Annotated in this window: 30 protein-coding genes; all 30 read right to left on the reverse strand. The window is 51.8% G+C overall.

Annotated elements, in window-relative coordinates; translation table 11 throughout:
* Positions 1 to 2 precede the first annotated feature (2 nt).
* Positions 3 to 548, reverse strand: coding sequence for a chromate transporter (locus ULO1_RS07185; RefSeq protein WP_078664572.1), 546 nt, complete (start codon positions 546 to 548; stop codon positions 3 to 5).
* Positions 542 to 1,405 carry a hypothetical protein gene (locus tag ULO1_RS07190; RefSeq protein WP_078664571.1) on the reverse strand — a complete coding sequence of 288 codons (864 nt, stop codon included), beginning with the start codon at positions 1,403 to 1,405 and terminating at the stop codon, positions 542 to 544. The genes ULO1_RS07185 and ULO1_RS07190 overlap by 7 nt, the downstream gene beginning before the upstream one ends.
* Positions 1,402 to 2,112, reverse strand: a complete 711-nt coding sequence (gene sfsA / locus ULO1_RS07195; protein WP_078664570.1) for a DNA/RNA nuclease SfsA — start codon at positions 2,110 to 2,112, stop codon at positions 1,402 to 1,404. The genes ULO1_RS07190 and sfsA overlap by 4 nt, the downstream gene beginning before the upstream one ends.
* Before the next feature lie 67 nt (positions 2,113 to 2,179).
* Positions 2,180 to 2,380 carry a DUF1858 domain-containing protein gene (locus ULO1_RS07200; RefSeq protein WP_078664569.1) on the reverse strand — a complete coding sequence of 67 codons (201 nt, stop codon included), beginning with the start codon at positions 2,378 to 2,380 and terminating at the stop codon, positions 2,180 to 2,182.
* Between the two features lie 44 nt (positions 2,381 to 2,424).
* Positions 2,425 to 3,123 (reverse strand): DUF881 domain-containing protein, encoded by a 699-nt coding sequence (locus ULO1_RS07205; protein ID WP_079907579.1) that lies wholly within the window; start codon positions 3,121 to 3,123, stop codon positions 2,425 to 2,427.
* A gap of 2 nt (positions 3,124 to 3,125) precedes the next feature.
* Entirely contained in the window at positions 3,126 to 3,851 is a 726-nt protein-coding gene (locus tag ULO1_RS07210) for a DUF881 domain-containing protein (RefSeq protein ID WP_159073853.1), read from the reverse strand.
* Positions 3,852 to 3,918: 67 nt separating this feature from the next.
* Positions 3,919 to 4,533 (reverse strand): response regulator transcription factor, encoded by a 615-nt coding sequence (locus tag ULO1_RS07215; protein ID WP_078664566.1) that lies wholly within the window; start codon positions 4,531 to 4,533, stop codon positions 3,919 to 3,921.
* Positions 4,534 to 4,571: 38 nt separating this feature from the next.
* Entirely contained in the window at positions 4,572 to 5,717 is a 1,146-nt protein-coding gene (gene bshA, locus ULO1_RS07220) for an N-acetyl-alpha-D-glucosaminyl L-malate synthase BshA (RefSeq protein WP_078664565.1), read from the reverse strand.
* Positions 5,718 to 5,720: 3 nt separating this feature from the next.
* Positions 5,721 to 6,458: a bacillithiol biosynthesis deacetylase BshB1 gene (gene bshB1 / locus ULO1_RS07225; protein ID WP_078664564.1), complete on the reverse strand. Its 738-nt coding sequence runs from the start codon at positions 6,456 to 6,458 to the stop codon at positions 5,721 to 5,723.
* Positions 6,433 to 8,010: a bacillithiol biosynthesis cysteine-adding enzyme BshC gene (bshC, locus tag ULO1_RS07230; protein ID WP_079933268.1), complete on the reverse strand. Its 1,578-nt coding sequence runs from the start codon at positions 8,008 to 8,010 to the stop codon at positions 6,433 to 6,435. Before bshC ends, bshB1 begins: the two co-directional genes overlap by 26 nt.
* A 74-nt stretch (positions 8,011 to 8,084) precedes the next feature.
* Positions 8,085 to 8,447: a YlbF family regulator gene (locus ULO1_RS07235; protein WP_159071910.1), complete on the reverse strand. Its 363-nt coding sequence runs from the start codon at positions 8,445 to 8,447 to the stop codon at positions 8,085 to 8,087.
* A 37-nt stretch (positions 8,448 to 8,484) separates the two neighbouring features.
* A complete protein-coding gene (locus tag ULO1_RS07240) occupies positions 8,485 to 9,648 on the reverse strand; it encodes an ABC transporter permease (RefSeq protein WP_078664561.1) in 1,164 nt (387 codons plus the stop codon).
* Positions 9,620 to 10,324 carry an ABC transporter ATP-binding protein gene (locus tag ULO1_RS07245; protein WP_078664560.1) on the reverse strand — a complete coding sequence of 235 codons (705 nt, stop codon included), beginning with the start codon at positions 10,322 to 10,324 and terminating at the stop codon, positions 9,620 to 9,622. The genes ULO1_RS07240 and ULO1_RS07245 overlap by 29 nt, the downstream gene beginning before the upstream one ends.
* A 12-nt stretch (positions 10,325 to 10,336) precedes the next feature.
* The gene (locus ULO1_RS07250; protein WP_079907573.1) at positions 10,337 to 11,536 is read right to left on the reverse strand and encodes an ABC transporter permease; all 1,200 of its coding nucleotides are present in this window, start codon (positions 11,534 to 11,536) and stop codon (positions 10,337 to 10,339) included.
* Between the two features lie 20 nt (positions 11,537 to 11,556).
* Entirely contained in the window at positions 11,557 to 12,054 is a 498-nt protein-coding gene (locus ULO1_RS07255) for a hypothetical protein (RefSeq protein ID WP_079933269.1), read from the reverse strand.
* Between the two features lie 15 nt (positions 12,055 to 12,069).
* Positions 12,070 to 12,681 (reverse strand): Fe-S-containing protein, encoded by a 612-nt coding sequence (locus tag ULO1_RS07260; RefSeq protein ID WP_078664557.1) that lies wholly within the window; start codon positions 12,679 to 12,681, stop codon positions 12,070 to 12,072.
* A gap of 56 nt (positions 12,682 to 12,737) precedes the next feature.
* On the reverse strand, positions 12,738 to 13,721 hold the full coding sequence (locus tag ULO1_RS07265) for a M56 family metallopeptidase (RefSeq protein ID WP_079933270.1): 984 nt from the start codon (positions 13,719 to 13,721) through the stop codon (positions 12,738 to 12,740).
* Between the two features lies 1 nt (position 13,722).
* The gene (locus ULO1_RS07270; RefSeq protein WP_079933271.1) at positions 13,723 to 14,157 is read right to left on the reverse strand and encodes a BlaI/MecI/CopY family transcriptional regulator; all 435 of its coding nucleotides are present in this window, start codon (positions 14,155 to 14,157) and stop codon (positions 13,723 to 13,725) included.
* Positions 14,158 to 14,271: 114 nt separating this feature from the next.
* Positions 14,272 to 15,975, reverse strand: coding sequence for a methyl-accepting chemotaxis protein (locus ULO1_RS07275; protein ID WP_078664554.1), 1,704 nt, complete (start codon positions 15,973 to 15,975; stop codon positions 14,272 to 14,274).
* A gap of 132 nt (positions 15,976 to 16,107) precedes the next feature.
* Positions 16,108 to 17,310, reverse strand: coding sequence for an ABC transporter substrate-binding protein (locus ULO1_RS07280; protein ID WP_078664553.1), 1,203 nt, complete (start codon positions 17,308 to 17,310; stop codon positions 16,108 to 16,110).
* 166 nt (positions 17,311 to 17,476) lie between these two features.
* Positions 17,477 to 17,653 (reverse strand): aspartyl-phosphate phosphatase Spo0E family protein, encoded by a 177-nt coding sequence (locus ULO1_RS07285; RefSeq protein WP_078664552.1) that lies wholly within the window; start codon positions 17,651 to 17,653, stop codon positions 17,477 to 17,479.
* 78 nt (positions 17,654 to 17,731) lie between these two features.
* The gene (locus ULO1_RS07290) at positions 17,732 to 18,994 is read right to left on the reverse strand and encodes a D-alanyl-D-alanine carboxypeptidase family protein (protein WP_079933272.1); all 1,263 of its coding nucleotides are present in this window, start codon (positions 18,992 to 18,994) and stop codon (positions 17,732 to 17,734) included.
* Positions 18,995 to 19,160: 166 nt separating this feature from the next.
* Entirely contained in the window at positions 19,161 to 19,601 is a 441-nt protein-coding gene (locus ULO1_RS07295) for a pilus assembly protein TadG-related protein (protein ID WP_078664550.1), read from the reverse strand.
* Positions 19,588 to 19,956, reverse strand: coding sequence for a DUF4320 family protein (locus ULO1_RS07300; RefSeq protein ID WP_159071911.1), 369 nt, complete (start codon positions 19,954 to 19,956; stop codon positions 19,588 to 19,590). The genes ULO1_RS07295 and ULO1_RS07300 overlap by 14 nt, the downstream gene beginning before the upstream one ends.
* Before the next feature lie 20 nt (positions 19,957 to 19,976).
* Positions 19,977 to 20,150, reverse strand: coding sequence for a hypothetical protein (locus tag ULO1_RS14715; RefSeq protein WP_159071912.1), 174 nt, complete (start codon positions 20,148 to 20,150; stop codon positions 19,977 to 19,979).
* A gap of 19 nt (positions 20,151 to 20,169) precedes the next feature.
* Complete coding sequence (locus ULO1_RS07305) at positions 20,170 to 21,027, reverse strand: hypothetical protein (protein WP_078664548.1); 858 nt, start codon at positions 21,025 to 21,027, stop codon at positions 20,170 to 20,172.
* Positions 21,024 to 21,839 (reverse strand): type II secretion system F family protein, encoded by an 816-nt coding sequence (locus ULO1_RS07310; protein WP_159446643.1) that lies wholly within the window; start codon positions 21,837 to 21,839, stop codon positions 21,024 to 21,026. Before ULO1_RS07310 ends, ULO1_RS07305 begins: the two co-directional genes overlap by 4 nt.
* A complete protein-coding gene (locus tag ULO1_RS07315; RefSeq protein ID WP_078664546.1) occupies positions 21,823 to 23,049 on the reverse strand; it encodes a CpaF family protein in 1,227 nt (408 codons plus the stop codon). Before ULO1_RS07315 ends, ULO1_RS07310 begins: the two co-directional genes overlap by 17 nt.
* Complete coding sequence (locus ULO1_RS07320; protein ID WP_242946682.1) at positions 22,977 to 24,251, reverse strand: AAA family ATPase; 1,275 nt, start codon at positions 24,249 to 24,251, stop codon at positions 22,977 to 22,979. The genes ULO1_RS07315 and ULO1_RS07320 overlap by 73 nt, the downstream gene beginning before the upstream one ends.
* 23 nt (positions 24,252 to 24,274) lie before the next feature.
* Entirely contained in the window at positions 24,275 to 24,934 is a 660-nt protein-coding gene (gene cpaB / locus ULO1_RS07325) for a Flp pilus assembly protein CpaB (protein ID WP_159071914.1), read from the reverse strand.
* Positions 24,935 to 24,938 lie beyond the last annotated feature (4 nt).

Here is a 24,938-nt window from a genome sequence, read left to right on the forward strand (position 1 = left end):
AACTACCGTCCCTCCTTAAAAAGTCCCACTTGCAGAAAAAAACCCAGGGCCATACTAACTGAAATCACCCAGGCCGGGTGGATTTTAAGCCAGAGCAGGGCCAGCAGGGAAGCAGCCGCAATTATCCAGGTGAACTGGTCGGGAAAGGCATTTGCTCCCATTTCCCAGGCTGTCTGAATCAGCAGCACAACCACCACGGGCCGTACCGCCTTCAACATCCCTGCAATCCCCGGGTGATGGCGATAACGCCAGAAAAAAGCCCCCAGGGCCACCACCGCTACGGCAGTGGGCACCACTACGCCAGCCAGAGCAACAACCGCCCCCCACCAGCCGGCCATTTTATAACCTACATAAGCTGCCATCTTGGTGGCAATAGGTCCGGGCAGGGCATTGGCCATGGCCAGCATATCAGTGAATTCCTCTTTACTCATCCAGTGGTAATTTTCCACCACTTCCTGCTGGGCCAGCGGAATGGCTGCCGGGCCGCCACCATAGCCGAAAATGCCTACTTTAAAAAAAGCCAGAAACAATTGCCAGATTGTCAGCATAATTTGCCCTCCCCCAGGCACTTGCCTGCAAAGCTGTGATATTTTTGCCAGAATCCGATGCCATCCATGCTCAGTGCAGAAGCGATGGCTTCCCAGAGATTGGCCCCCGGACTGAGGCCAGGTGCCAGACAGGGGTAAAGATAGTATAAACGCCCGGCAAAAGGCGTTAAATCCCGGGGCCTGACAGTGCTGGCCAGGATCCGGGCCTGCGGCCAGTGTCCGGCTCCCTTTTGCAGCAAATGGCTATCCCCGGCCAGCCAGTCAAAAGTCCGCGGGCCCAGGGGCCGCCAGCGTCGCTGCCCTTCCTGCTGTTGCCGCTGGGGATAGAGATAACGCAAGGGCAGCCGCCTTAAACCAGGCATGGTCAGCCGGGCCAGCACCTGAAAACCCTTGAGACCGGGAAAAAGCAGAGGCAAACCCAGGGCCAGCCAGGCATCCCCCAGCCAGAGGTCTGCCCCGCTGGTCAGCAGAGCCTGAGCCAGCCAGGGGCGGTCCAGGGCAGAAGCCAGCAGCACTCTGCTCCCCCGCCATTTTTCAGCCTGGCTCAGAATCAACTGCTGGTCCCAGCTCGCTTTAAAATCACTGCCATCATAAAGCGGCGTCTGTCTGACCTGACGGGCCAGAAATTGTCCTTCCGGCAGGGGCCAGCTCCGGCCTGGCAACTGGTAGGCCAGGTTCACTCCCCCCAGGGCCAGGGCAGTTACCTGTCCATCCAGCTCCCTGAGCCAGGCAGCGGCCCGCTGAATATCTCCCCCTGCTCCCCGGCGTTCCACCTGTAAGAACTCATCACCAATCCGGCCCTGCCAGCAAAAATCCCCGGCAGGACTACCCAGACTGATGCTGACCACTTTTTTCATGCTAATCTCACCGGCAGCCATTGCCGAAAAGCGATCCCGTCTTCGTCCACCGGGCAGAGAGCAGCTGCGATATGCACACCAGCTCCAGCCGCGCTACTTAATGCTGCGGCAAAAGCCGGGTCGGTGGCGTGATTGGGGACAAAAGTGAGAGCATCATCCCTCTGGATGATAAACAGCACCCCGGTCCAGTACCCCTGTCGACTCAGTTCAGCCAGATGCTGGAGATGCCGGGTTCCCCGGGTCGTCGGAGCATCGGGAAAGCGTCCCTCTCCCTCTACTACCAGAGTAACTGACTTGACCTCCAGAAACCCCTGCCCCTCTTTTCCCTGCCAGCCCAGGTCAAAACGGCTTTCACCAGCCGTTACCTCCCGGCGCAGTTTCTGGATGGAGGGCAAGGGGCCTGGCCAGAGTCCCTGCCCCAGGAGTGCTTCTGCCAGCTGATTGGGTACCCTGGCATCCACGCAGACCCAGCGCCCCTGGTACGCCACCAGCAGCAGGTCTCCGACGGTTACTCCCTGCCGCTCAGGCCGGGGTAGCCAGCGCACCTCCGCACCTGGTACCAGCAGTTCCCGCAACCGGCCGGAATTGGGCAAATGCAGTCGCAAACTGGCTGCTGTTGCAGTAGCTATTTCCACAGCAAAACGGTTTAAGCGGCGGATAAACCGGCCTGTAGCCAGTTTTTCCGACCAGAATACAGTTACAGCCATTTTTTCCACTCCGTTTTGTTATAAAAGAAAAGAGGCCTTTCGCCTCTTTCCCGCCGCTTGCTTTTAATTAAGCCTTTTCAACGGCTTCATTGAGATCCCGCATCAGTTTTTCCACGTCTATGCCATGAGCAAGAGCACCCTGTTCGATATTTTCGAAACGCGCCGCAGCGCAGCCAAAACAACCCATGCCATGAGCTTGAAATACGGGGATAGTTTGCGGATATTTGGCAACTACTTCACCAATGCCCATTTCTTTAGTGATTTTCATTTGAACCATGCCTCCTTTCAAGAAAAATTCTACCATAGGCAGACTCAGAATGCAATGCCATAACGGAAGAGATAGCCACCTTTATAGGCAGGGAGCAACAATCTTTCCTGGCGGGTCAGAGTCAGACGCACTCCCGCTGCCTCCAGGTCTTTCCACAGCCCGTAGGTAGTTTTAATATAGCTTTCCAGCCGGTCAGGGGGACCAATAGCCATAATCTCATAGGGCACCCCCTCCCGCCGGTTCACCGGTACCTTGTTAATCAGCAGGTTTTGTCCGGCCTCATGAACAGCGGTAGTGCCCACAATTCGCTGGCCATTGACGGCAATAGCCTCTGCTCCGGCAAAACGGAGTATATTGATAAAATCCTGCAAATCCCCGGAATAGATAATGGTAGTTGCCCCCTGCCGATCATCAATCTGAATCACTATCCCCGGGCCTTCCACTGCCTTTTCCCCTGCCAGCATCCGCGCTTTTTCGGTTGCATCCATCATTTCCCGGGTCCGGGCACTCACCACCGCTCCCCGTTCAAAATCGCTGATGCGTTTTTTCAGTTTCTTTACTTCCTTAACCAATTCCCGGTGTCTGGTCTGAGCTTTTTCCAGCAGCTGCAGCATCGAACGATAGCGCACCTGGGATTTGGCCTCCATTTCCCTCACTTCCCGGGCGGTGCGGATTTCCACTCCCAGCAAAATCCCCAGACAGAGGGCCACCAGTGCCACCCGGGCCCAGATTTCCGTTCTCATCCTTATTCCCCCTCTCTCACCGGCCGGGCGTACTTGAAATCCACCTTCTTCTGATAGGGCGGCAGCCGGATTTCCTTTTCCTCCCGCACATCCAGGCCGATGCCATAATCCCGCTGCAAGTTGGTCAGCAATGGCAGGGCATCAATATCCAGGGAAGTGCGCAAGGCCCGGGGATCACCGATAGCCTGAATCACATAGGGCGGAGCAACATTTTCACCATTGATAAAAATAGTGGTACCACCGCAGAAGATTTCACTGGTGCTGATCAGTCTCTGGCCATTAATGGCCACCCCCTCTGCCCCGCCTGTCCAGAAGGCATTGACCACTGAACGCAAAAAGGATTCATGGATATAATAATTATTGGGATCAATCCCCGCTTCCCTGGGCAGCTGGCTGTCTGACAGCACCACCGTCATACCGGGCCCCTTCAGTCCGGTCAGGCCAGCTCGTAGCTCCGCTTCCTGTTTTTCCCGCATCAGGGCTTCATTGATGTTTTTCGCTTGCTCAAATTGTCGAATCCGTTGCTGTAAATCAGCACTCTCCCTCTGCAGGGCATAGTTGTCCTGTTCCACCTGAACCAGGGTTGTTAGAATGGATTCACTGCGCAGTTTGGAGGGTTCTACCCCTGTGGCTTTTTGTACAGTGCGAAACTGGGTCATAGCCAGATAACCGACAATCACCAGGGCCACAGTAATCCAGCGCTGATAATCCGTTACTTGTTTGCGCATGTTTCCAACCACCTCAGCTGTTATTATGACCGGGAAGGGCAAGAAAAAAACAGGCCTGCGCCTGTTTTTAACTGGATAATCCATTTTGCAGGGCCAGCAAAACCAGCTGGGTCCGGTTTTTGGCCCGTAATTTTTGTTTGATATTGCGGATATGATTGCGCACTGTTTTTTCGGAAATGATGAGAAAACCAGCGATTTCCTTATCGGTATAGCCTTTAGCCAGCAGGGACAGGACTTCAATCTCGCGGCGACTGAGACTGCTCAGGCCAGTGCCCAGCAGGGTAGTTGGCAATAACAGGGAAAGCTGTTCAAATTCCTGCAATAGCTTGCAGGTGAATTCGGGATAACGGACCCCCTCTCCTGCCAGCGCTTTCTGCAAAGCCTTTTCGCCCAGGTTCTCGCCTTCAATATAGATAACCTGCTGCTCTCCCCCAAAAAAGATGACAATATAGGTAATCTGTGGTTGCATTTCCCGCAGTAACCTTACTGATTTGAGCATATTTAAACCAGGCAAATCCACATTGAGCAAGAGCAGGTCGGGCTTTTTCTCGCGGATAACCACAGCCAGTTGAGGCAAGTCCCGCACCACCGCCAGCAAGGTCCAGCCGGTCTCTGGATGCCGCTGTTTTCCATCCCAGTGGCTGCTCAAGGGTTCAGCACAGATCAGGGTGCGTACAGCCAATTTTTTCTCCCTCCTCCCGGGGGTGGGTCTAACTCATTTTATGACTGTCCCCGGGAAAGGGTGTTGCGCAAAATGCCCAGATAGTAGTTTTCATAACAAGTTACAATCTCTTTTTCCCTGAAACGGTTCAGAGCCTGCTGGCGGGCTGCTTCAGCCATCCGACGATGTTCTTCCTCATTCTGCAGGAGGGCTATGGCCCGCCGGGCCATGGCTTCCACCGCCCCCACCGGTTCGATGATGCCAGTCACTCCATCTGTAACCACTTCCGGCAGCCCACCGGTGTTTGTGGTCACCACCGGCACTTCACAGGCCATGGCCTCCAGCGCCGCCAGGCCAAAACTCTCCTTGGCAGAAGGCAGTAAAAAGAGGTCACTGATGGATAATAGCGGTACAACAAATTCCTGCTTGCCCAGAAAATGCACCCGCTCCAGAACGCCCAGCTCCTGGGCCAGGTACTGGGCGGCACTGCGTTCCGGCCCATCCCCGATCAGCAACAACCGGGAGGGTACCTGCCGGTTGACCAGGGCAAAAATCCGCAGCACATCAGGAATGCGCTTGACTTCACGGAAATTGGAGATATGGCATAGGATCTTCTCGTCAGGCCGGGCATAAAAAGCCCGCCGGGCCGGACAGAACTGACGCCGGTAGATTTCCGGGTCAACGAAGTTGTATATCACCTCAATGGGCTGCTGATAGCCAAAAACTCCCGCAGCCTCCTCGGCCAGGGCCCTGGATACAGCGGTTACCCCATCACTGGCCTGCAGGGAAAAGCGCACCACTTCATAAAGCTGCGGTTCCTGTCCCACCACTGTAATATCTGTCCCATGCAAGGTAGTGACCAAAGGCAAATTCCGCTCCTGAGCCAGCATGGCTTTGGCCAAATAGGCACTAACAGCATGAGGAATGGCATAATGGGCATGTACCAGGTCCAGACCCTTCGTTCTGGCCACTTCATAAATGGTGCCGGCCAGGGCCAGATCATACGGGGGGAATTTGAACACCGGATAATCTACCGCTGTAACTTCATGCAAGAAAAGATTTTGATGAAAACTGCGCAAACGAAAGGGTCGCTCATAACTGATGATATGCACCTCATGCCCCCGTTCAGCCAGGGCTTCTGCCAGTTCGGTAGCTACTACACCACTTCCACCATATGACGGATAACAAACAATGCCAATCTTCATTCCTTACCTCCATATTTCCAGCGGATCTGTCAGGACCAGGGGATTTTTAACCAGAAATCCTTCCCCGAATTCAGCACCAATTTTTGCCCCCCAGAAGCGACAGCGGGTCTCGATCAAATAGGGAAAATGTCCATTTAATCTGGTCGGCAGCCAGCGATTTTCCCGAAAAAACTGGGAACGATGAGCCAGTACCGCTTCCCGTTTGGTTTCATACTCCTCACTGATATCTATGATAAATGATGGATCCGTTTCCCGGTTGATGAAATAGTAAACTATTTCCCGGGGCCGGTAAGGCTCCAGTTCCGGCAGCACCTTGCGCAATCCAGCCTCGAAATGGGCCCGTTCGGCCAGCTGGCTGGCTGCCCGGTGATCAGGATGGCGATCTTCCCAGTAAGGCACCAGCAACAGGCGGGGCCTGACTTGCCGTATGAGGCGCACCAGGGCCGCTACCTGTTCCGGGTCCAGCGCCAGCCCCCCGTCCGGTAACTGCAAATTGATCCGCCAGGTGGCTCCCAGGATTTCTGCTGCCCTCCGGCTTTCTTCCCGTCTTTCCTCCACTGTTCCATTAGTTCCCTGCTCCCCACGGGTCAAATCGGCAATGCCGAATTTTATCCCTTCTTTGCCCCAGCGGGCCATTAGCCCACCAGAGCCGATTTCCGCATCATCCGGATGAGGTCCTACTACCAGAGCCTCTACCTCTACTAAAGCTGCTTCCCTATCCCTGGTATAGATGATATCCATCTTCACTGCCTCCCAGTTCCAGATAGTAGTGTTGCCCCCAATCAAGAGGTGCATGCAGTAAATAATGCAGCCAGCCTTTACCCCAGCGGCTCAAAAACCAGGTCAGATTCAACACCCGTTCCTGCCTTTTTCCTCCCGGCCAGAGGGTCTGGCGGGCCGCTAGCAAAGCATCTATCTGCTGACGGTATTGCCGCCGCAACTTCTGCTCCACTTTGCCTTTTAAATAATCCAGCTGATAAGAAATATAATTCCAGTTCCTGGCCTGCAGTAGTTCCAGTTCTGGCTCCAATTGAGCCAGATGGGTGAAAAGCTCAGCATGTTCTTTCTGCCAGCGCTCCCGCAAATCTGCCAGTAACTGTTCATGATTCCACCCTGCCCGACTGGCCAGGCGAAGGTCAATTTCCTGCTGCTCCAGTTCAGCCAGCTCTGGCAGGGACAGCTGCCACTGGTTCAGTACCTTCTTCTGCTCGGGTTCCACCAGTGTCACACTCCAGCGGGGCAATAAAATGGGCATGGTCTGGCCAAACAGGTGATAGACCTCCCGCAACTGAGCGTAGTAGGCCAGCTCTCCCGGTCCTGCTACATAGGCTACTGTTGGCAGCAGCCGGTCCTGGGCCAGCGGTCGGGTAGCCACACTGCAGCTGAGGCGCACCGGTTCCTGGACAGCCAGCTCCACGCCCAAGGTCAATTCCTGTAGCGTCAGGGCAATCCTCTCGTCATTCTGCAGATAGAACAAGCCGGTCCGGTCTGAAGCCATTGCTAGAGCCGGTTGCCAGCCGGCAGCAGCCAGCTGCTCTCCCGCCTGACAGATTAAGGCGGGAATCTCTGCCCCTTTGGCCAGGGTCTCCTGCCAGAAGGGTTGTAAAGCCTGGCGCAGTTCCGGCAACATGGGGTCTACGATCACCAGACCCTGCTCTCCCAGCAAGCGAGCCAGCAGGCGCGCAACCCAGCCAGCAGGTGACCCCGCCCCCTTGAGAGCCGCTGCCAGCCATTCCCCCGTTTCCGTCCGTCCTGTTCCTTCCGGCAAACAGCGAATCATCTCCCAGATGGTCTGTTCCATCGCCATCGTCATAGCCAGCAGCCCCGCCGGCTTGCGTCCAGCTCCGGGCGGATCGGGCCAGCGCCACTGCCGCCCGGGCCAGTAACAGTGACTGATTTCCAGCCAGTCATGGTCCTCACTGGCCAGCCAGAAAACAGGGATTACCTTACTCTGTTCCCGCTCAGCCAGCTCCCGGGCTGCTTTGAGTACAGCCAGTGCCTTGTAAATGGTATAAAGGGGACCAGTAGCCAGTCCAGCCTGCTGGCCGGTAACTATGGCCACCGTACCCCGTTCCGCCAGGGAGCGAGCATTTTCTACCGCTTTTTCTCCGGCTCCCAGTTCCCGTTGAAAGCGGGCCAGAGGCTCACTAACCACCGTCCCCAGCCGATAACTGTCAATCACCCGTTTCAACTGCTGCCGCCAGTGCTGGGGCTGGCGCCAGTCCAGGTCAAACCTCCAGGCCAGGCTAGCAAAATCATGTATGTAATGCTCAGCAATGGTTCTTTTCTTCATCCAAAGCCCTCTTTTCCAACTGATGTTATAATCAAATTTTAGCACCGGGGCCAGAAAAAAACAAACCGAAAGCTTTAGCTTCCGGTTTTCATCTGTTTTTCCCAGTCCATATCCAGGCCCACTGCTTCTCCAATGATCTTCTGAATATCAAACATCAGCCGGCTAAAAGCATATTCTGCCTGAAAAAATTCCGCAATATCCCGGTTAGCCGCCAGCAGGTTAAAGAGATTCTGGAGCTGGCTCAATTCCTCCTCAATTTTTTGCCCCTGTAACTGCCTGGCCTGGATTTCCAGCTGTTTCTGGCGAAAATCTACAATCCGCTGCCAGGTTTCCTTATCTTTTTCCAGTTTTTCTTTAATTTTAGTATAGCTCAAAAATTCAGGAGATGCTTTTAATGCCCGGGCCAGCTCATAGGCCTTGTCATAGACATTGACCATGGCAATAACCTCCTTCCGCATATATCTTAGCATATGCTCAGAGGTAGCGTAAAGCCTCTGCCGGGTCCAATTTTGCCCCTTGCCGGGCTGGCCAGTAACCAGCCGCCAGGCCCAGGAAGATAGCACCTGCCAGCATCATTAAAGCTAGCTGTGGGTACCAGGCAGTAAGTTCCAGTCCTGCCACCAACCTGGGCAAGACCAGTCTGGCTGCCAGGATGCCCAGCCAGTAGCCTGCCACAGCGCCCAGGGAACACAAAAGCGCCGCTTCCAGCAAGAAGATGCGGATAATATGCTGTTGACGGTACCCGATGGCCCGCAATATACCGATTTCCCTGGTCCGCTCTTTAACTGAGGCTAACTGGTTGGCTATTACCATCATTCCAGCCACCAATACTACCAGCAGGGTTATCAGCAGGCCAAATTTTTTCACCCGCTCCAGCAGTTCCAGCCGGGCTGTCTCCACCTGCCGCAGCAAGCGCACTTCTGTATCCGGCAATAGGGACGCCAGCCTCGAACGCAGCTCCTCCTGTTCTGCCATACTGGTCTCTTGATTGCGAAAAGCCAGTACCTCTACAAAACTCAAGGCTCCAGTCTGTCCGGCGACTGCCTGCAGGTCAGAAATGTTCATGAAGAGCAGCCCGTCCTCCTCCTGACCAGTGGCAGCCAGAATCCCGGTAAGTGTCACCCACCGGTCTTTCACCTTAAGGCGCTGACCTATTTGCCAGTTTCTGGCCCTGGCCAATTCTGCACCGGCTGCAGCTTCACCGGCAGCCCGGGGCCACTGACCCTGGATCTGCCAGTAATTGCGGATCTGGCGTTCTTCCTGCCATTTTAACCCTACTACCAGATTGTTCTCTCCCTCCACCGGCAATGAGGCTAAGAACTTGGGAGCAATAACTTCCAGCTCTTTTTGTTTACCTAAAACCGACAACAACGAGAGGGGTAAGTGCTTTACCTCATAGGTTACTTCTGCCCCCACCGGCATCCCGCCATAGGTATAGTTCCACTCCTCCTGTCTGGGAACAATCACCAGCCGGGTCCCATTGCCCCGCAGCTGGCGGCTGAGGTCCGTTTCCATCATCCAGGTTATGGCCAGCAGGGCTACAACTGTAGCTACTCCAAGAGCCAGCCCCAGCAGGATGAGCAGGGTTTTACGAAATCGGCGGCGCAAATTATTGAGCGCAATATCCCAGAGATTCATGCTTTATCACCTTTTCCACCAGGCCATCACGGATCAGCAGCGCCCGGTGCATATATTTCAATGTCTCTAAGTTGTGGGTGACCATAATAATGGTCTGCCCTTCCCGATTCAATGCCTGAAACAGTTCCATTATTTCCTGTCCGGTTTTGCTATCCAGGGCCCCGGTAGGTTCATCAGCAAAAATAATCGGCGGCTGGTTGACTATAGCCCTGGCGATGGCCACCCGTTCCTGTTCACCACCGGACAGCTGATTGGGCAAACGATTCAGTTTATTTCCCAGTCCTACTTTTTCCAGCACCAGGGCGGCCATATCCCGTTGCTCCCCTTTGGGCCGGCCGCTGATGGCCAGCGGCAACATAACATTTTCCAGGGCGGTCAGATAAGGCAACAGCTGAAACTGCTGGAACACAAAACCCACATATTCGCTGCGAAAATCGGCCAGCTGTTCCTGGTCCAGGCTGTAGACATCGATACCATCTATTTCCAGTTTCCCCGATGTAGGTGGGTTCAATCCCCCTAAAATGCTGAGCAAAGTACTTTTCCCTGAACCGGAAGGCCCAATGATCCCAAGGAATTCTCCGGCTTCCACATTGAAACTGGCCTCCGCCAGGGCTATAACCTTATCCTCACCACTACTATACTCTTTCCGCAATTTTTCCGCCTTGATTAAAGCCATCTCTTTCACCCCTTATAAATACCGCAAAGCTGTGACCGGATCCAGTCGAGAACCCTGCCAGGCCGGCCACAAAGCTGCTAGCAGCCCTAACAGCAGGGCACCGCCCATGCTGATTACAGCCACCAGCGGGTCCCAGGGAACCGGAACTTCCATCCCGGCCACCAGAGGGGCACCCAGGCTAGCCAGCAAAGTGCCACTGCCAAAGCCAGCCACACCAGCCGCCAGACCCAGTACCGCTGCTTCGGTGCAAATAATTGTTATGATATGGCTGCGCCGGTACCCGATGGCCCGTAAAATCCCGATTTCTCTGGTTCTCTCCTTCACTGCTCCAGACATAGTCAACAAGACCATAACTGCTCCCAGGAACAGAATCAACCCGGCCAGAGCCAACGCAAACAGGGCAAACCGTTCCACAATGGCCTTGCGAGCCTCCACCGCGGCTTTTACCGCCATTACTCTAGTGCCTGGCAATTTTTCCGTCAATTGTCGTACGATATCGTCAATGGGACAGGTATTACAAAGGGCTGCCAGTTCCAGGAAAGTAACTTTTTTCCCTTTGCCGGTCAGCTTCTGCATGGTAGTCAGATCCAGCCAGAGAGCCCGGTCTTCTTCCCCACCAGTAGGCTCAATTACCCCTTTGATGCGGAGAGTCTGTCCTTTTACCTGCAGGGTTTGTCCCACATCCAGTTGCCAGCGTTCAGCGACCGCTGCTCCCAGCAAAACCTCATCAGCTTGCAGCTCAATCACCGGAAATTTAGGGGCATATTGTACGGGCTGACCTGCAGGGCTAATTCGGATTTGCCACCATTTCTTTAGCCGCAGCTCCGCCGGAAAGCGCACTCCTATGCCCAGCACCCGTCCCCGTTCACTGTTCAACACGCCCAGCAGCTTGGGGGCCACCACAGCAATGCTTTCCCGGTTTTTAATAGTACGCACCTGTTCAGCCATCGTTTCCGGCACTAAATTTTCCTTCACTACCGCCCCCGGCAAGCTCACCCCACCATAGCTGAAACTTTGCCTGTTTTCTGCTGGCAATATCAGGATATTGGCCCCAATCTGGTCAAATTTATCCCCGATCTCTGTCCGCATGGAAGTAGTAAGCAAATATAGCCCTACAACTGTGCTTACACTGAGGACCAGGCTTAAAAGCAAAAAGAAAGTGCGCCCCTTCTGGCGACGCAGATTATTGAGCGCAATGGTTAACAGTCCCATAAGCTGAGCCTCCTGTAGCTCTACTGAATTTCACTGACCTGTCCGCCACGCCAGGCATAACTCTTTATTTTAGCCCCGTTCTTGAAAATATCCACCTGAATATGACAGCCAAAATCCTGCACCCGGGCATCTACCTGGCTGTTATCCCCGGTCTGCTGGCGATAAAAACTTAAAGCCTGCTGCTTGATCTTCTCCAGGTCCGCAGCGCCCAGCTGGGCTCCGCCACCACCGCAGCCCCCACTGCCACAGCCACCACCGCTAACAACAGCACTGCCGCTGCCACCACAACAGCCGCCGCCTCCCGCCGCAGGATAGGCCAGTTGCTGGTAACCATAGTTGTAAGATTGGAATTGGGCAGGGTACAAGTTGTTAATTGCATTATCTTTCAGATTATACCAGATTTTGACCCCTAACAAAATCGCTCCTGTACTGACCAGAAAGATGATCCAGTAAAAAATCCGCCAGCGTTTTTCGGCATCCTGGTCTACATCTTCCACCAAAATGACCCTGTCTTCCATGAACAAACCCCTCCTTTATACCCGCGGTTGCCAGGCCCGCAGTTCTTTTTCATCAAAGACCATCTTGCCATCCTTAACTTCATACTTTACCTCATCGGGAGGATAGGTCAGGCAGCCACCACTAACCCCTTTCAGATCTTCCAGGGTCCAGCGGGTACCACAGACATTGCAGACCAATTCATTTCCTTCAATATGGAAGCTGGTTCCAGAACAGGGTTCGCAAAAAGATACTGCTCCTACAACCCGGCCAGACGGAGCCACATAGGCAGTAATAGGCAAGGAATTGAAAGTGGTGCCATTGGGCAAAGTCACTTTCTGGTTAGGGATTTCAAACTTTACGATCTTGTTGTTTTTTACCAGCTCCAGATCAAGATAGATTTTCCCGTCCTTGAATTCCGGTTGAACCACAGTTTGTTCTATTTTCTGCGCAGCGTCATAAGTCACCTGGGTACCAACATTATAGGTTCCCACATTAGCCTTATCTGTAGCTGCCGTCTGACTGGACGTCTTTAGCGCCACCGCTCCCCCTACAATAGCCAGGGACAGAACAACCGCTGCCGGCAGCAGCCAGCTATTCTTTTTCTTACCCTGTAATACCATGGACTTTTTGTCTACTCTTTTTGCCATTTTGGTCTCCTCCTTTTACATCGCGTAGTATATTGTCTTGTTAAAAAGGTGGCCTCTTAGCAAAAAAAGATCAGAAGGCCACCTGCCATCATCCAGATAGTGCCAAGGGCCAGTAACCCCCAGCCCGCATGTCCAGGTAGTTGTTCCTCTTCCAGCAAAGCCTCTATTCTTTGCTGCAGTTTGCCTTTGCCTCCCAAACGCGCAAGGGGCAAAAAGTTATCCAGGGCGAGACGCCAGCCACTTAAAGGCGTGTTCAATCTTCTGGTTTTTAACAGGGCCTGGGCCAGGGCCAGGGGATTAGCCCCCAGGTTGCCCGCTTTCCCATCAGCAAGTTGCTCTTTAAGCTGTTCCCAGTGACGAAAAACCAGGGGGGATAGGCCGGTAAACAACAACAAATCCCGCAATAACACCAGCAGCCAGGTACGGCGGTTATCACCCCTCTGACAGTGGGCGATTTCATGGGCCAGCACCGCTGTCAGCTCTTCCTCATCCAGTTCGACCACTAGCGGGCGGGAGAGGATAAGCACCGGCTGCCAGAATCCGCTGATAAACGCCTGTCCCAGGGGCAAATCGGTCAGTATCACAGCTGGAGGTTTAATGCCAGCTGTGTTTGCCAGATAATTGACTTTACTGAGAATCCCCCGGTAGTCTTCCTGCAAATAACCATAGCGGTTAATCAGGCGACGGGTTAGGATCAAAGCAGCTCCTGCTTTTACAACCCCGACCACCAGCGCTATCAGAAATAGCGGCGTCAATATCACCGCCAGGGCCGTCCCGGCCTGACAAAGCCAGCTCTGTAGCCGCCCAGGCCAACCAGCTATTCCCTCCGGGCCCGCTACCAGGACACAGCTGCGATTGAGCTGAAAAAACATGCTGATGCCGTAAATCACAAACGGTAGCAAGAGAGGGGTTAACCACAGCCTTTCCAGCCAGACTCTGCCCAGTTTTTTATCACTAAGCCGGTGCCAGAAAAGCACCACCGGCACTGTGATCGGCAAGCCAAAGGCAGCATAGATGAGCAAAGGATGCAGCTTAGACAAACTATTTGCCTCCTTTAGCTCGTCGCTCCCGAATCAGCTGTTCCAGCTGGGCCAGCTTTTCTTCATCCTCGTCCTGGATTTTCTCCACCAGGTGGGAGAGAACGGGCTGGGCAAAATCGGCCAGCAAACCATCTAGCACCAGGGAAACTACTTTTGTTGTAAATTCCTCGCGGGAATATACGGGAGAGTAGAGATAATAATTGGACTCCTGGGTCTTTTGCAGCAGTTCCTTTTCAGCCAGCCGACTCATAATGGTCATGACGGTGGTGTAGGCGATAGAACGGCGCTCCCGCAGTTCTTCATATACTTCCCGTACTGAAACCGGACGGTCATGCTGCCAGACAATCTCCATGATTTCTGCTTCTAATTCCCCCAGTACTTTGCTCAAGCCAGTTTTATGAGGTTTGAACTCTATTCCCAGTTTGCGCCAGAACATTTTCTCACCTACCTCCTTGGCTTTCTATAGAAATTATACTTCCTCGCATTACTACAAGCAATAGTATAAATGTGAACATTTTGTGGCGGTTTTCACCGCCACATATCGCAGGGTCTATTTGACTTGAAAGCGACTGGTAATGCTTTGCAAGCGATCAGCCAGTGATGACAGCATACCTGCTGAGGCAGCCACTTCCTGGGAAGAGGCGGTCTGTTCCTCGGCAGCAACCGCCACCTGCTGGGCACTGGCCGCTGTCTGTTCGGATATGCTGGCAATGTTTTCGATAGCCTGCACAGCCACATCGCCGCCTTCCGCCATCTGGTCAGTAGCCTGAGTCACAGAGGCAATCTGGTTATTGACCTTATTGATAGCCTCGATAATATTTCGGAAAGCCAGGACTGCGTTCTGGGCGATGGCCGTGCCCTGCTCTACTTCCTGCCGGCGCTCTTCCATGCCCTGCACAGCCTTTACCGTTTCACCCTGAATTTCTTTAATCAGGCCCGAAATCTGGGTGGTGGCTTCAGCGGATTGTTCTGCCAGCTTGCGCACCTCATCTGCCACTACGGCAAAACCGCGGCCATGTTCACCGGCCCGGGCTGCCTCAATGGCAGCATTTAAAGCCAGTAAATTGGTCTGCTTGGCAATACCGGTAATCACATCTACGATCTTGCCGATCTCCTGACTTCTGTTGCCCAGAGAGCTAATCTGGTTAGCAAATTCAGCAACTGACTGATTGATATGGGCCATTTTTTCCATTACCTGCTCAATGGCTTTTTCCCCGGCCTGGGCACTTTCATCCATCTCCCGGGCCGCAGACAAAACGCCATGGGCATTGGCCGCAATTTGCTGGGCCAGTTTGGACATTTCACTGATAATATTGGCTGTATCCTCCACGCTCTTGGCCTGACTTTCTGTCCCCTGGGCCACCTGATTGATGGTAGAGGCAATCTGCTCGGTAGTACGACTGGATTCTTCCGCCGCTGAAGATAATTGCTGGGCTGAGCCCGCCAGCTGGTGGGCAGTTTCATTCACTTCCTGGAAGGCCTGGCTCAGGCGCAACAGCATGCTGTTGAAATTATCCGCCAGATCCCCCAGTTCATCCTTGGTGGTAACAGGGACCCGCACTGTCAAATCCCCCTGCTCCGCCCGGGACATAGCCTGCTGTATGGCCTGCACCGGTCGGCTGAAATGACGGGCGACATACCAGGCCAGGACATTGGCCATCAGCTGGCCAAACAGGAGGGCCCAAATGAAATTCCAGATTAAACCATTCAATTTGGCATCATAGTCCCGGTGGTCACTGCCGATAAAAAACATACCGATAGTGCGACCATTTTCATCTTGCAAAGGAAAGTAGGCTGTCTGCAGTTTTTTGCCCAGTACGTCAGCTTCCCCTTGAAATTCCTTGCCAGCCAGCACCTGTCGGGCTATCTCCGGTGCGGCCTGGGTGGAAATTATGCGCCGACCGAACTCATCCCGGATTGTAGTGGCAACTCTGGTATCCCCCAGGAAGAAGGTAACCAGGCACTCGGTTTTATCCCGCAAATCATCAACTAGCCGGTCATTGTAGGAGATCTGAATATTCCCCTTGTACAGGAGGCCATTTTCCACCCGCCAGGGCCCTGGATATAACACATCCAGGTAAGCCAGTGCCATCCTGCCATTATGTCGCAATCGCTCCTGAACAACAGCTGCCAGCTCCTGTTTTTCCTGATAAACCGCATAGATACCCATGGAAACCGCTGTGATGAAAACGGCAAACATCAAGACAACAGCCAGTTTCCAGCGAAAATTCAAGCGCAAACGCCAGAGCTTCATCTCCCACACTTCCCTTCGCTTGTTCAGGTTTTAACAGTTGACACATTCGACATTTATCCCTGAAATCCTGCTTTTTGTTGACAGAAAAAAACAACAGCCCACTACCTCTCACTGTAGTGGGCTGCCTTTCTCTTAGGGCTCTACGATGGTCTTCAGTTTCTGCTTGCCATCCACAAACTCGATGATAAAGGCACTCTTGATGGGATTGTGCTTATCATCAAAGGTGATAGTACCGGAAATGCCCTTGAAATCCTTGGTGGCTTCCAGAGCATCGCGAATAGCTTTGGGATCAGCGCTGCCAGCCCGCTTGATAGCATCTGCTACCAGGTAAGCGGCGTCATAGGCCATCGCACCGATGGCATCAGGCAACTCGCCATACTTCTTCTGATAGGCTTCTACATACTTTTTAGACAATTCGTTCTGGCTTTCGATAGAATAGTGGTTAGTGAAGAAAGTATTGTTCAGCGCCTTGGCCCCAGCTACTTCAACCAGAGTCGGGGAATCCCAGGCATCCCCACCGACGATGGGCAGGTTCAGGCCCAGTTCCCGGGCTTGTTTGATGAAGAGAGCGGATTCGTTATAGTAACCAGGGAGATAGATAATATCAGGATTCATTTGCTTGATTTTGGTCAGGATAGCCCGGAAGTCAGTATCCTTGGCCAGATAGGCTTCTTTGCCCAGAATCTTACCGCCTTTTTCGATAAAGTTCTTCTCAAATTCAGCAGCCAGATCCTTACTGTAGTCGGTACTGTTATCCACCACAATTACCGCAGTCTTGGCCTTCAGAGTGTCAATGGCAAAAGCAGCACCAACTTTACCCTGGAAGGGGTTAATCATACAGGTCCGGAAAACATAGGGATGGGTCTTGCCATCTTTGTCCACTGTTACGCCAGAAGCGGTAGCACTGGAAGGTACCAGGGGAATGCCAAACTGATCACAGATCGGCGCAGCAGCAATCGCATTGGAGCTGGCTGCCGGCCCGATAATGGCCACCACTTTGTCCTGAGTGATAAGCTTGGTGGTAACATTGGCGGATTCGGAAGGTTCACTCTTGTTATCCCCTTCCACCAGGCGAATCTTTTTGCCCAGTACGCCGCCGGCAGCATTGATTTCTTCAATAGCCAGCCGGATGTTTTTAACTGAACCCTGACCGTAGGAGGCAGCATTACCGGTCATCTCAAAGTTGGTACCGATTAAAATCTCGCCGCCACCGGCCTGGTTATCTCCACTCTGCTTTTGCTCCCCTTCCTTGCCAGCCTGGGTGCCGCAACCGGACAGCCCGCTAGCCAGCAAAGCTCCCGCTAACACCAGACTCCACAACTTTTTTCCCTTCATACCCTGAAAATACCTCCTTTGTCTTGTAACAATTGTTTTGTTAGAGCATCTTTTATACAACACTATATTCTACATGTCTTCTAATTTCCCTGCTAAATAGACAGAAAAAACAAAAAAATTCTGAAGGCCGATTCATTTGCCTTCAGAATTATCAGCAGGCTTCTTTTCAACAACTACAAAAAAACTTCTGACGCTGGTAAAGGTTGATCAATTTGTCCAGCTTACAGCTCTGGTGGTAAACCAGGGGGTGCTGGGTGCTACCCCATTCCAGCCAGAGCTCCTCCAGTTTACTTCGCTCCCGATCAATCATTTCCAGCAACAGCTCTAAGAATTGTTTTCTCATACCGCTCGCCTCCTTCTAATTCAATTATAGCAGGAAGGCACAACAACAACTGTCGATTTGTGTCAGCAATGGAAAGTTCTAATATTCCGAATCATCGTAATAATAGCGGGAAAATCTGCGTTGCTGACGTCTCTTTTTTCTGGCCAGGGCCAGCAAATAACCTCCGACCAGCACCATCCCTCCTGAACCAAAAAACCACCACTTATATTCACTCCAGACCTGGCCCGTGCTGGTAACAAAACTGGCCCATTTCTTTTTGGCTACTCCTGATTCCGCCACCACTTCCGCCCTGGCCTGCGGTTTATCCCCCAGGAGCAGCACCATTTCCCCCAGCTTCTGGCCTTTTTCTACCGGTGCCTGCACATTATCCAGCAGGTGGGCTGCTCGGCTCCAGCTGGGTAAAGGCTGGTCTTTGGGAACCGTCACATAAAGGTCCTCTTTCAGTACGGCAACCGCTTTCTTCGCTCCTTCACTAACTGGCACTTCTCCCACTTTTTCACCGGCTTTAGCTGCCAGTACAGTTTTGAAATTGTTAAAACCATAATCCAGAAGTGTGGTACAATCGGTCCAGATATTTCTGCCTTCACTGCCCAGGACAACTGCGATAAATTCCTCCCCATCCCTTTGGGCAGAGGCGACCAGGCACTGACGAGCGGCTACAGTATATCCGGTTTTAATGCCATTAGCTCCTGGATAGCGCCAGAGCAGTTTATTGTGATTAATTAACTGCGTCAAAGCCGCCGGATCCTGTCTTTTAATATTAAAAGTCTTGCTGGCCACAATTTCTCGAAAATGGGGATTCTGCATGGCAGCATAGGCGATTAATGCCAGGTCCTTAGGGGTAGTATAATGATCCGGATTGGGCAAACCATTGGGATTGGCAAAATGGGAATTGACAGCCCCTGCCTGACGGGCCCGTTCATTCATCATTTGGGCAAAATTCTCTATCGAGCCACCAATATGTTCAGCCACCGCCGCTGCAGCATCATTGGCGGAATTCAGCATTACAGCATAGAGCAGATCCCGTAAACTAATCTGCTCTCCTTCCTGCAGCCAGATGGCACTGCCTTCCTGTTGCATCGCCCTGCGGCTGACTGTAACAATATCATCTAGATTGCCCTTTTCCAGGGCCAACAGAGTAGTCAGGATTTTGGTGGTACTGGCTGGATAGAGCTTCTGATCCGGGTTTTTACTCCAGATTATTTCTCCCGTTCTGCCATTAATCAGCACCGCGCCTTTACCGACAATCAAAGGTTCCCTGGCAGCCCAGGCTTTGGCGGGCAAAACTGCCTGTCCCACCAGTACAGTTAGAATAAGCCAGACAAACCATTTTCTCAGCAATGATTTCACTCCCCTGCACTCACATCATCCCCTGTAAGTATACCAAAAAAAATAGCCCTTGTTAACCAAGGGCCAGGAGAAAAGTTAGAGGTTGTGTTGGGAGGTTGTGAAGTTGTTCGTATATATTATACCACTTTTTCAGAGCCTGTCTGTCAAATTGTTTACATCAAGGTATATCCTCCAGTACAACCTCGCTCTCTACCCCCAGCGTTACTTTTTCTCGCCAGAAACCCATAAAAACTGGCCTGTATTCCCCTTCCAGGCGACAGCTCAGCCGGGGCGGGCCTTCCGGTTCTATTTCCAACCTGGTCAGCTTAACATCAGTAAAAACCCAGCCCTCGCGCTCGGCATTGGCAGTCAAAAGCCGCTGAAAATTTTCTTCTGCCTGAACAGGGTCTACCTTTATGGTTCCTTCTTCCTGGATTACATTCATTATTATGGAAGTGGTCAATGCTCCTTCACCTGCTTTATCAGCGATATGCTGGAGCTGGTTACTGGCAATATATAACATAGAAATATCCGTAACCCAGCCCAGTAACAGCAGTAAAACTGGCAGCAACAGCACCAGCCAGCCTGTATTGGTCCCTTTTTCCTCAACGAAAAACATGTTCACTGATTCCCACCGTTTCCGCCTTGAGCGGGATAGTTATTTCCAGTACATCCTCGATAGCAAACAAGCGCAAGGGATAATCATAGTGCAGGCGCAGAAAAATCTCCTCCTGAAACTGAACCGGCTGCCAGCTGGCTTCTATTCTCACCTGGTCGGGATCGATCCCTCTCAAGTTGAGCTGTTGTCTGACCTTTTCCTCAATCTCCTCTGTCATTCCCCCTTCTACCGCCATTGCTCTGATGCCATAATCCACAACCGAAACCAGGGAATTGTCCACCCCCATGAGGATTCCGCCTTCAAGGATGGCAAACAATAAAAACAGCAGTACTGGCAAGACCAGGACTAGCTCCACATAAGCACTACCCCTCTGCCCTAACGGGGACGGGTGGCGGCAAATTTGTCGATGATGGCCTGAAATTGCTGCACAATTTCCTGGCCAAAAGCGGATAGCACTCCTATCCCAAAAATCACCACCAGGGCCAGATATAAAGCATTTTGCACGAAATCCCCGCGTTCGCAAAGCAGTTTTTGCCACTTCCTGTTCACTCCCTACGCCTCCTTTATCTCAGTTAAGCTGTCGTATTCGTAAAATCAGTTGTACTGTCGGCACTCCAATTAAGATAAACAAATTAGCAAAGAGGATAGCTCCCAGCAAGGCCAGGTACACCGGTTTTTTCTTCAGCTCTCCCCGCAGTTGTTGCCAGCGTATTTTGCGCTGATAACCGGATAACTGGCCAACAGCTGCCCTTATATCTATTCCTCCGCGCATTTCCTGCAGCAACAGGGAAACCAGTACCTGTGCCGGGGCGGTATTTACCCTGGTACCAAATCTGGTTAAGGCCGTTTCCAGCCCTTCCAAATCAGCCTCCTGTTCCAGCTGTTGCAGGTAAGGTAAGAGGGCAGGGCCAGCAAAGCGCTTCCAGTAGGATAAAGTCTGGGCACAGCTAAACCCCGCTCCCAGCAAAACCCTGACCCCATCAATTAAATTGGGCATTTCCCGTTGTAGTTGTTGCCGCTGGCGCAAATAAACACGGCGCTTTTTTATAAGAGGCCAGTGAATGAGCAATATCCCCATCCCCGTCCAGTAAATCAGTATGGAAACTTTATGTTTAAATATGGCCAGTAAGATACCGGTAAAAACCACTAACAACCCCAGTCCGGCAGTTCTTTTTATTTCCCGCAGCAAGGCAGGTTGCAGTTCTCCGCCCAGCCAGTTTAATCTCTGCTTATACCAGTACAGCAAATATTTTTCCATCAATCTGGTAGTCAAATCCTTTTCCTCTGAGGGCAGAAACCCTATGCGCTGGATCAACTCCAGGCGTTTTTGCTCCCTGGAGTTATAGCTTGTCAGGATTTTTTTTAATATGGTTTTAACCAGCCAGCCGCTGGCCAAAGCCAGCAAAGCAATTAGCAGCTTTATCACCGTGCCATATCCTCCCATTCCTGCGGGGAAACCACCCTGTCTACCAGATAAGCCGCCAGCGCAGTTATAAAAAGCACCAGGGAAAGAGCTCCCTTACCCAGGGCAGTATCCATTAATAAATAGATGAATTCAGGCTGCAATAGATAAAAGGTCAACAAAAAGCCAGGTACCAGTAAGATTAAAAGCCAGGCCTGGGCGATATAACCTTTTAGTTCCGCCATACCCTCTTCCCTTAAAAGCTGTCGTTCCTGTAAGGACTCTGGCACCTGTAACATGATGTCTTTGATGTTTCCCCCTGTCTGTTCTGCCAGGCTAATAATGCGGCAGAAGAAACGAACATCATCATGGGGAATGCGTTCCTCCAATCGGGCCATAGCTTCATTTGTGGACAAGCCGGCCAGTTCCCAGTCAGCCAGCAATTCCTGCAAGACTGACTTCAGCGGTTCAGGAGCTGTTTGGGCAGTCTGCACAAAAGCATGATAGACATTATTACAGACCCCATATAAAGAAGCCAGCTGGTAAAGGCAAGCTACCATCTGTTCTACCAGCCGTTGTTGCTGGCGAATCAACTGTTTACGATAAAAGAAATAGGGCAATGCTCCACCACAAAAAATCAGAAGAATAATAATGAAATTGCTTCCACTCAAAAAACCAACGCCAGCTCCCAGCAGTACCCCACCCAGCACCAGAACTACCTGTTTGGGAAGCTTCCTGTAAAGGGTGGCAATTAACTCAAGTTCATTTTCACGAAAAGCCCACCAGACCAGCAAACAAGCCGAAACGGCCAAAAACAGCTCAGCTGCTAGCAGCATAAAATCTGTCCTCCTCGAAGTAAAAGACATCCTCCAGCCAGGGTTCCCCCTGCTGGTAGCCCCTGACAGCAGTTATTGCCAGCATCACCCTTTTACCATTACTCAATCTCTTCATGGTAACGATATAATCAAGGGTTTGACAGACCAAACGCATCACCAGTTCTGGATTCAAATCCATACTGTTACGCAATATCATCAATACCAGCCGCTGAATTGCCTGCAAGGCATTATTGGCATGCAAAGTGCCCATACTGCCTTCATGGCCGGTATTCATCGCTTCCAGCAGTTCCAGGGCCTCTTTGCCTCGCACTTCCCCGACAATCAAGCGGTCAGGCCGCATGCGCAATGCATTGAGTAAGAGATCATAAAGAGTAATCGGGAACTCCTTGCTTTTTCTGGCTTCCAGGCTGACTACATGGGGATGAAGCTGCTTCAGCTTCAGCTCATCCACGTCTTCAATGGTAACCAGCCGTTCATGGGATGGAATATAGGCACAGATGGAACGCAGAGTGCTGGTCTTGCCCGAGCTGGTACCGCCGACCAACAGGATATTGGCCCGGTTATTCACTGCTTCTCGTAGAAAATCCAGCATTTCCCGACTGCAAGTCCCCAGCTCCAGCAAATTCTCCGGGGTATAAAAGCGCACCGGAAACTTTCTGATGGTAACACAGGTTCCGTGCACAGCAATGGGGCTCAAAACCGCATTTAAGCGACTGCCATCAGCCAAACGGGCATCTACATAGGGATTGGCCAGGTCCAGGCTTCTTCCCACCGGAGCCAGAATTTTACGCACTACATTGATTAGCTGTTCTTCTGAAGCAAACTGCCGACTGGTTTTCTGAATCTGACCATTTATTTCAATATAGATTTCCTGATAGTTATTAACCATGATTTCATTGATATCAGGATTGGCCAGCAAGTCATCCAGCGGTCCATAACCGCAAATTTCCTGGATACAATACTGTTTGATTTTTTCCAGATCGGGGAGTAAATAGCCTGTCTCTCCAGTCAAATAGTCCTGGATGATCTGGGCAACAGCCTGTTTTTTCTCCCGGTCAGTCAGTGAAAGTCCTACCAGCTGGCTGTGATTTTTTAGCAAATAATCCTTTACCTCATTCAGTAAACGGTTATATCCCGTTAATTCTCCTTCGGTATCAGCTTTTTCCAGCCTGGCCTTGGCCAGCTCGGTAAGGAGATCAACGATGGCCATAATCTACCACCTCTTCCTGCTGGCTGAGGCTGATAGGCTGGAAAGAGAGTCCTGAGATTTTCCTCCCAGCTCGCCTCCTTTTCCTTCAGTTTAAACCAGGGATGCTCACCGGCCAGCAAGTGCTCAAATATTTCACTGCCCAGGTCAGGAAAGAGCTTGCCCCAGCGACCGGGCAATATTTCCATCATGGTTGAAAGTGCCGGTTTAACAGCGGCATTGATTCCGTTAGGCCAGTAGTAGATTTTCCCACTATCCATATTCAACCTCTGCCATAATTGCAAGTAGCGTTTGATGGCCAGCAACTGACAATAGTCCTGATTCACCGGAATAATAACTTCACTGGCTTCCTGTAATGCGATATATGTACTTACCAGTTTTAAGTCACTGGCAGTGTCAATTATGATGACATCAAAACAGCTTTTCATTCTGTTGATAAAAGAGCGAAACTGTTCCGGTTCAAACTGGCTGTAACTTTCAGGTCGGCAATAGATCGTCCCGCTGTAGATAATAAGGTTAGGCCAGAGGGGATGGGGCTGCCCCAGAGCCTGAATCCGGCTTTCTTCTCCCGAGCGAATAGCTTTGTGCAAGGGAAACTGTTTGTTTTCCACCCCCAGCCAGTAGGGAGCACACAGATTATTTAAATCCCCATCCAGAAACCCCACATTCAGTCCTTTTTGCGCCAGTGCCAATGCTACCCCGCTGGCCAGAAAGGTTTTCCCTGTACCGGGTTTGGGATTCCAGAAAACCAGAATTTTTTGCTTGTAGACCAGTTTTGGTGCTGGCATCATTTCAGTAACTTTTGGGGCTTCTTCCCCGGGTTCTTCCACCAGTTGCTCCAGCAGTTGCTCCGCCGAGACGGTATCCTGCCAGCTCCTGGGATTAGCAATCAAATCCAGTAAATCCTTCTTTTTAAAGACACCAGGCAGAATATCGTAAATGCCCATTTTTAGCAGGTCATCAGAAGTAACAGGGTTATTTTCATCGGTAATGATATAGATCAGGCGCAGATCCGGATATTCCAGCCGGATCCTCTTACTGGTACGCAGATGAGGATCCAGCTCATCTGCTATAATCACCAGATCTGGCCCGGTTAGCTTGATTTGCTCCAGCACATCTTCAGCAAATAAGGCCAACCCAACCAGTTCCCAGTCTTTTCTTTCCGTAATCACCGGAGCCAGAATATCATCACCGGTAGCCAGCATGATGCGCAAACTTCATCCCTCCCTCACTCCAGGCGGGTACTGCCAGCCAGCACCAGTTCACCCAGGACCTCATAACGCAAAACCTCAGCTACCCGTTTCTGTTCTATTGCCAAAAGCACTGCACCAGGCATGAGGCGCCCACCCTTATCCAGCACGTCTTTTTGTCTCTGCTCAAAGTCCCGCCCCTGATCATCCAGCACCCCCAGTACGGTAATGCCACTGAGCAACGGCTGACTGTACACCAGCCCACTGTTTTTATCCTGCCAGCGCACAAAAATATCCACCTTATCCCCTTTATGTAATCTCCCGCCCAGAGAATTGGTGAGAGTGGCCTTGATCGCAACCACCCTTTGATCCGGTCCGACCTGAAGCTCGCCCTGCCCTGACTTGACGGCGGTTTCACTGATCTGCTGACCGGCCAGAAGAGGGTAAGCAGCTCTCTTTCCTACCAGTGCGCCAGGATTGCGGATCACACCGGGGATGACCCCTTTTCGGGGTATTTCTTCCACTTTCACCGAATCAGCACTAAAGAGCTCACCGGATTTTATATTCCTGGTAGCTACCACGGCAGTTTCCGGCTGAATCATACTATTAACGTATTTTTGCAATAACAAAAAGCTCACAAGAGCAAATAATATAGCCAGCACCAAACTCAGATTCTTTTTTAGAAAACTTTTCTCCACCACC

The organism is Carboxydocella sp. ULO1, assembly GCF_002049255.1.
In the GTDB taxonomy this organism is placed as follows: Bacteria; Bacillota.

Bases quoted from the DNA above. Each gene is read 5' to 3' on its own strand.
- ULO1_RS07210 (WP_159073853.1), bottom strand. From the start codon at position 3,851: ATGCGCAAACAAGTAACGGATTATCAGCGCTGGATTACTGTGGCCCTG.
- ULO1_RS07190 (WP_078664571.1), bottom strand. From the start codon at position 1,405: ATGAAAAAAGTGGTCAGCATCAGTCTGGGTAGTCCTGCCGGGGATTTT.
- bshB1 (WP_078664564.1), bottom strand. From the start codon at position 6,458: ATGGATATCATCTATACCAGGGATAGGGAAGCAGCTTTAGTAGAGGTA.
- ULO1_RS07240 (WP_078664561.1), bottom strand. From the start codon at position 9,648: ATGAATCTCTGGGATATTGCGCTCAATAATTTGCGCCGCCGATTTCGT.
- bshA (WP_078664565.1), bottom strand. From the start codon at position 5,717: ATGAAGATTGGCATTGTTTGTTATCCGTCATATGGTGGAAGTGGTGTA.
- ULO1_RS07245 (WP_078664560.1), bottom strand. From the start codon at position 10,324: ATGGCTTTAATCAAGGCGGAAAAATTGCGGAAAGAGTATAGTAGTGGT.
- ULO1_RS07200 (WP_078664569.1), bottom strand. From the start codon at position 2,380: ATGAAAATCACTAAAGAAATGGGCATTGGTGAAGTAGTTGCCAAATAT.
- ULO1_RS07260 (WP_078664557.1), bottom strand. From the start codon at position 12,681: ATGGCAAAAAGAGTAGACAAAAAGTCCATGGTATTACAGGGTAAGAAA.
- ULO1_RS07280 (WP_078664553.1), bottom strand. From the start codon at position 17,310: ATGAAGGGAAAAAAGTTGTGGAGTCTGGTGTTAGCGGGAGCTTTGCTG.
- ULO1_RS07250 (WP_079907573.1), bottom strand. From the start codon at position 11,536: ATGGGACTGTTAACCATTGCGCTCAATAATCTGCGTCGCCAGAAGGGG.
- ULO1_RS07285 (WP_078664552.1), bottom strand. From the start codon at position 17,653: ATGAGAAAACAATTCTTAGAGCTGTTGCTGGAAATGATTGATCGGGAG.
- sfsA (WP_078664570.1), bottom strand. From the start codon at position 2,112: ATGGCTGTAACTGTATTCTGGTCGGAAAAACTGGCTACAGGCCGGTTT.
- ULO1_RS07235 (WP_159071910.1), bottom strand. From the start codon at position 8,447: ATGGTCAATGTCTATGACAAGGCCTATGAGCTGGCCCGGGCATTAAAA.
- bshC (WP_079933268.1), bottom strand. From the start codon at position 8,010: ATGAAGAAAAGAACCATTGCTGAGCATTACATACATGATTTTGCTAGC.
- ULO1_RS07275 (WP_078664554.1), bottom strand. From the start codon at position 15,975: ATGAAGCTCTGGCGTTTGCGCTTGAATTTTCGCTGGAAACTGGCTGTT.
- ULO1_RS07255 (WP_079933269.1), bottom strand. From the start codon at position 12,054: ATGGAAGACAGGGTCATTTTGGTGGAAGATGTAGACCAGGATGCCGAA.
- ULO1_RS07270 (WP_079933271.1), bottom strand. From the start codon at position 14,157: ATGTTCTGGCGCAAACTGGGAATAGAGTTCAAACCTCATAAAACTGGC.
- ULO1_RS07320 (WP_242946682.1), bottom strand. From the start codon at position 24,251: ATGCTGGCTACCGGTGATGATATTCTGGCTCCGGTGATTACGGAAAGA.
- ULO1_RS07295 (WP_078664550.1), bottom strand. From the start codon at position 19,601: ATGTTTTTCGTTGAGGAAAAAGGGACCAATACAGGCTGGCTGGTGCTG.
- ULO1_RS07205 (WP_079907579.1), bottom strand. From the start codon at position 3,123: ATGAGAACGGAAATCTGGGCCCGGGTGGCACTGGTGGCCCTCTGTCTG.
- ULO1_RS07310 (WP_159446643.1), bottom strand. From the start codon at position 21,839: ATGCTGCTAGCAGCTGAGCTGTTTTTGGCCGTTTCGGCTTGTTTGCTG.
- ULO1_RS07315 (WP_078664546.1), bottom strand. From the start codon at position 23,049: ATGGCCATCGTTGATCTCCTTACCGAGCTGGCCAAGGCCAGGCTGGAA.
- ULO1_RS07185 (WP_078664572.1), bottom strand. From the start codon at position 548: ATGCTGACAATCTGGCAATTGTTTCTGGCTTTTTTTAAAGTAGGCATT.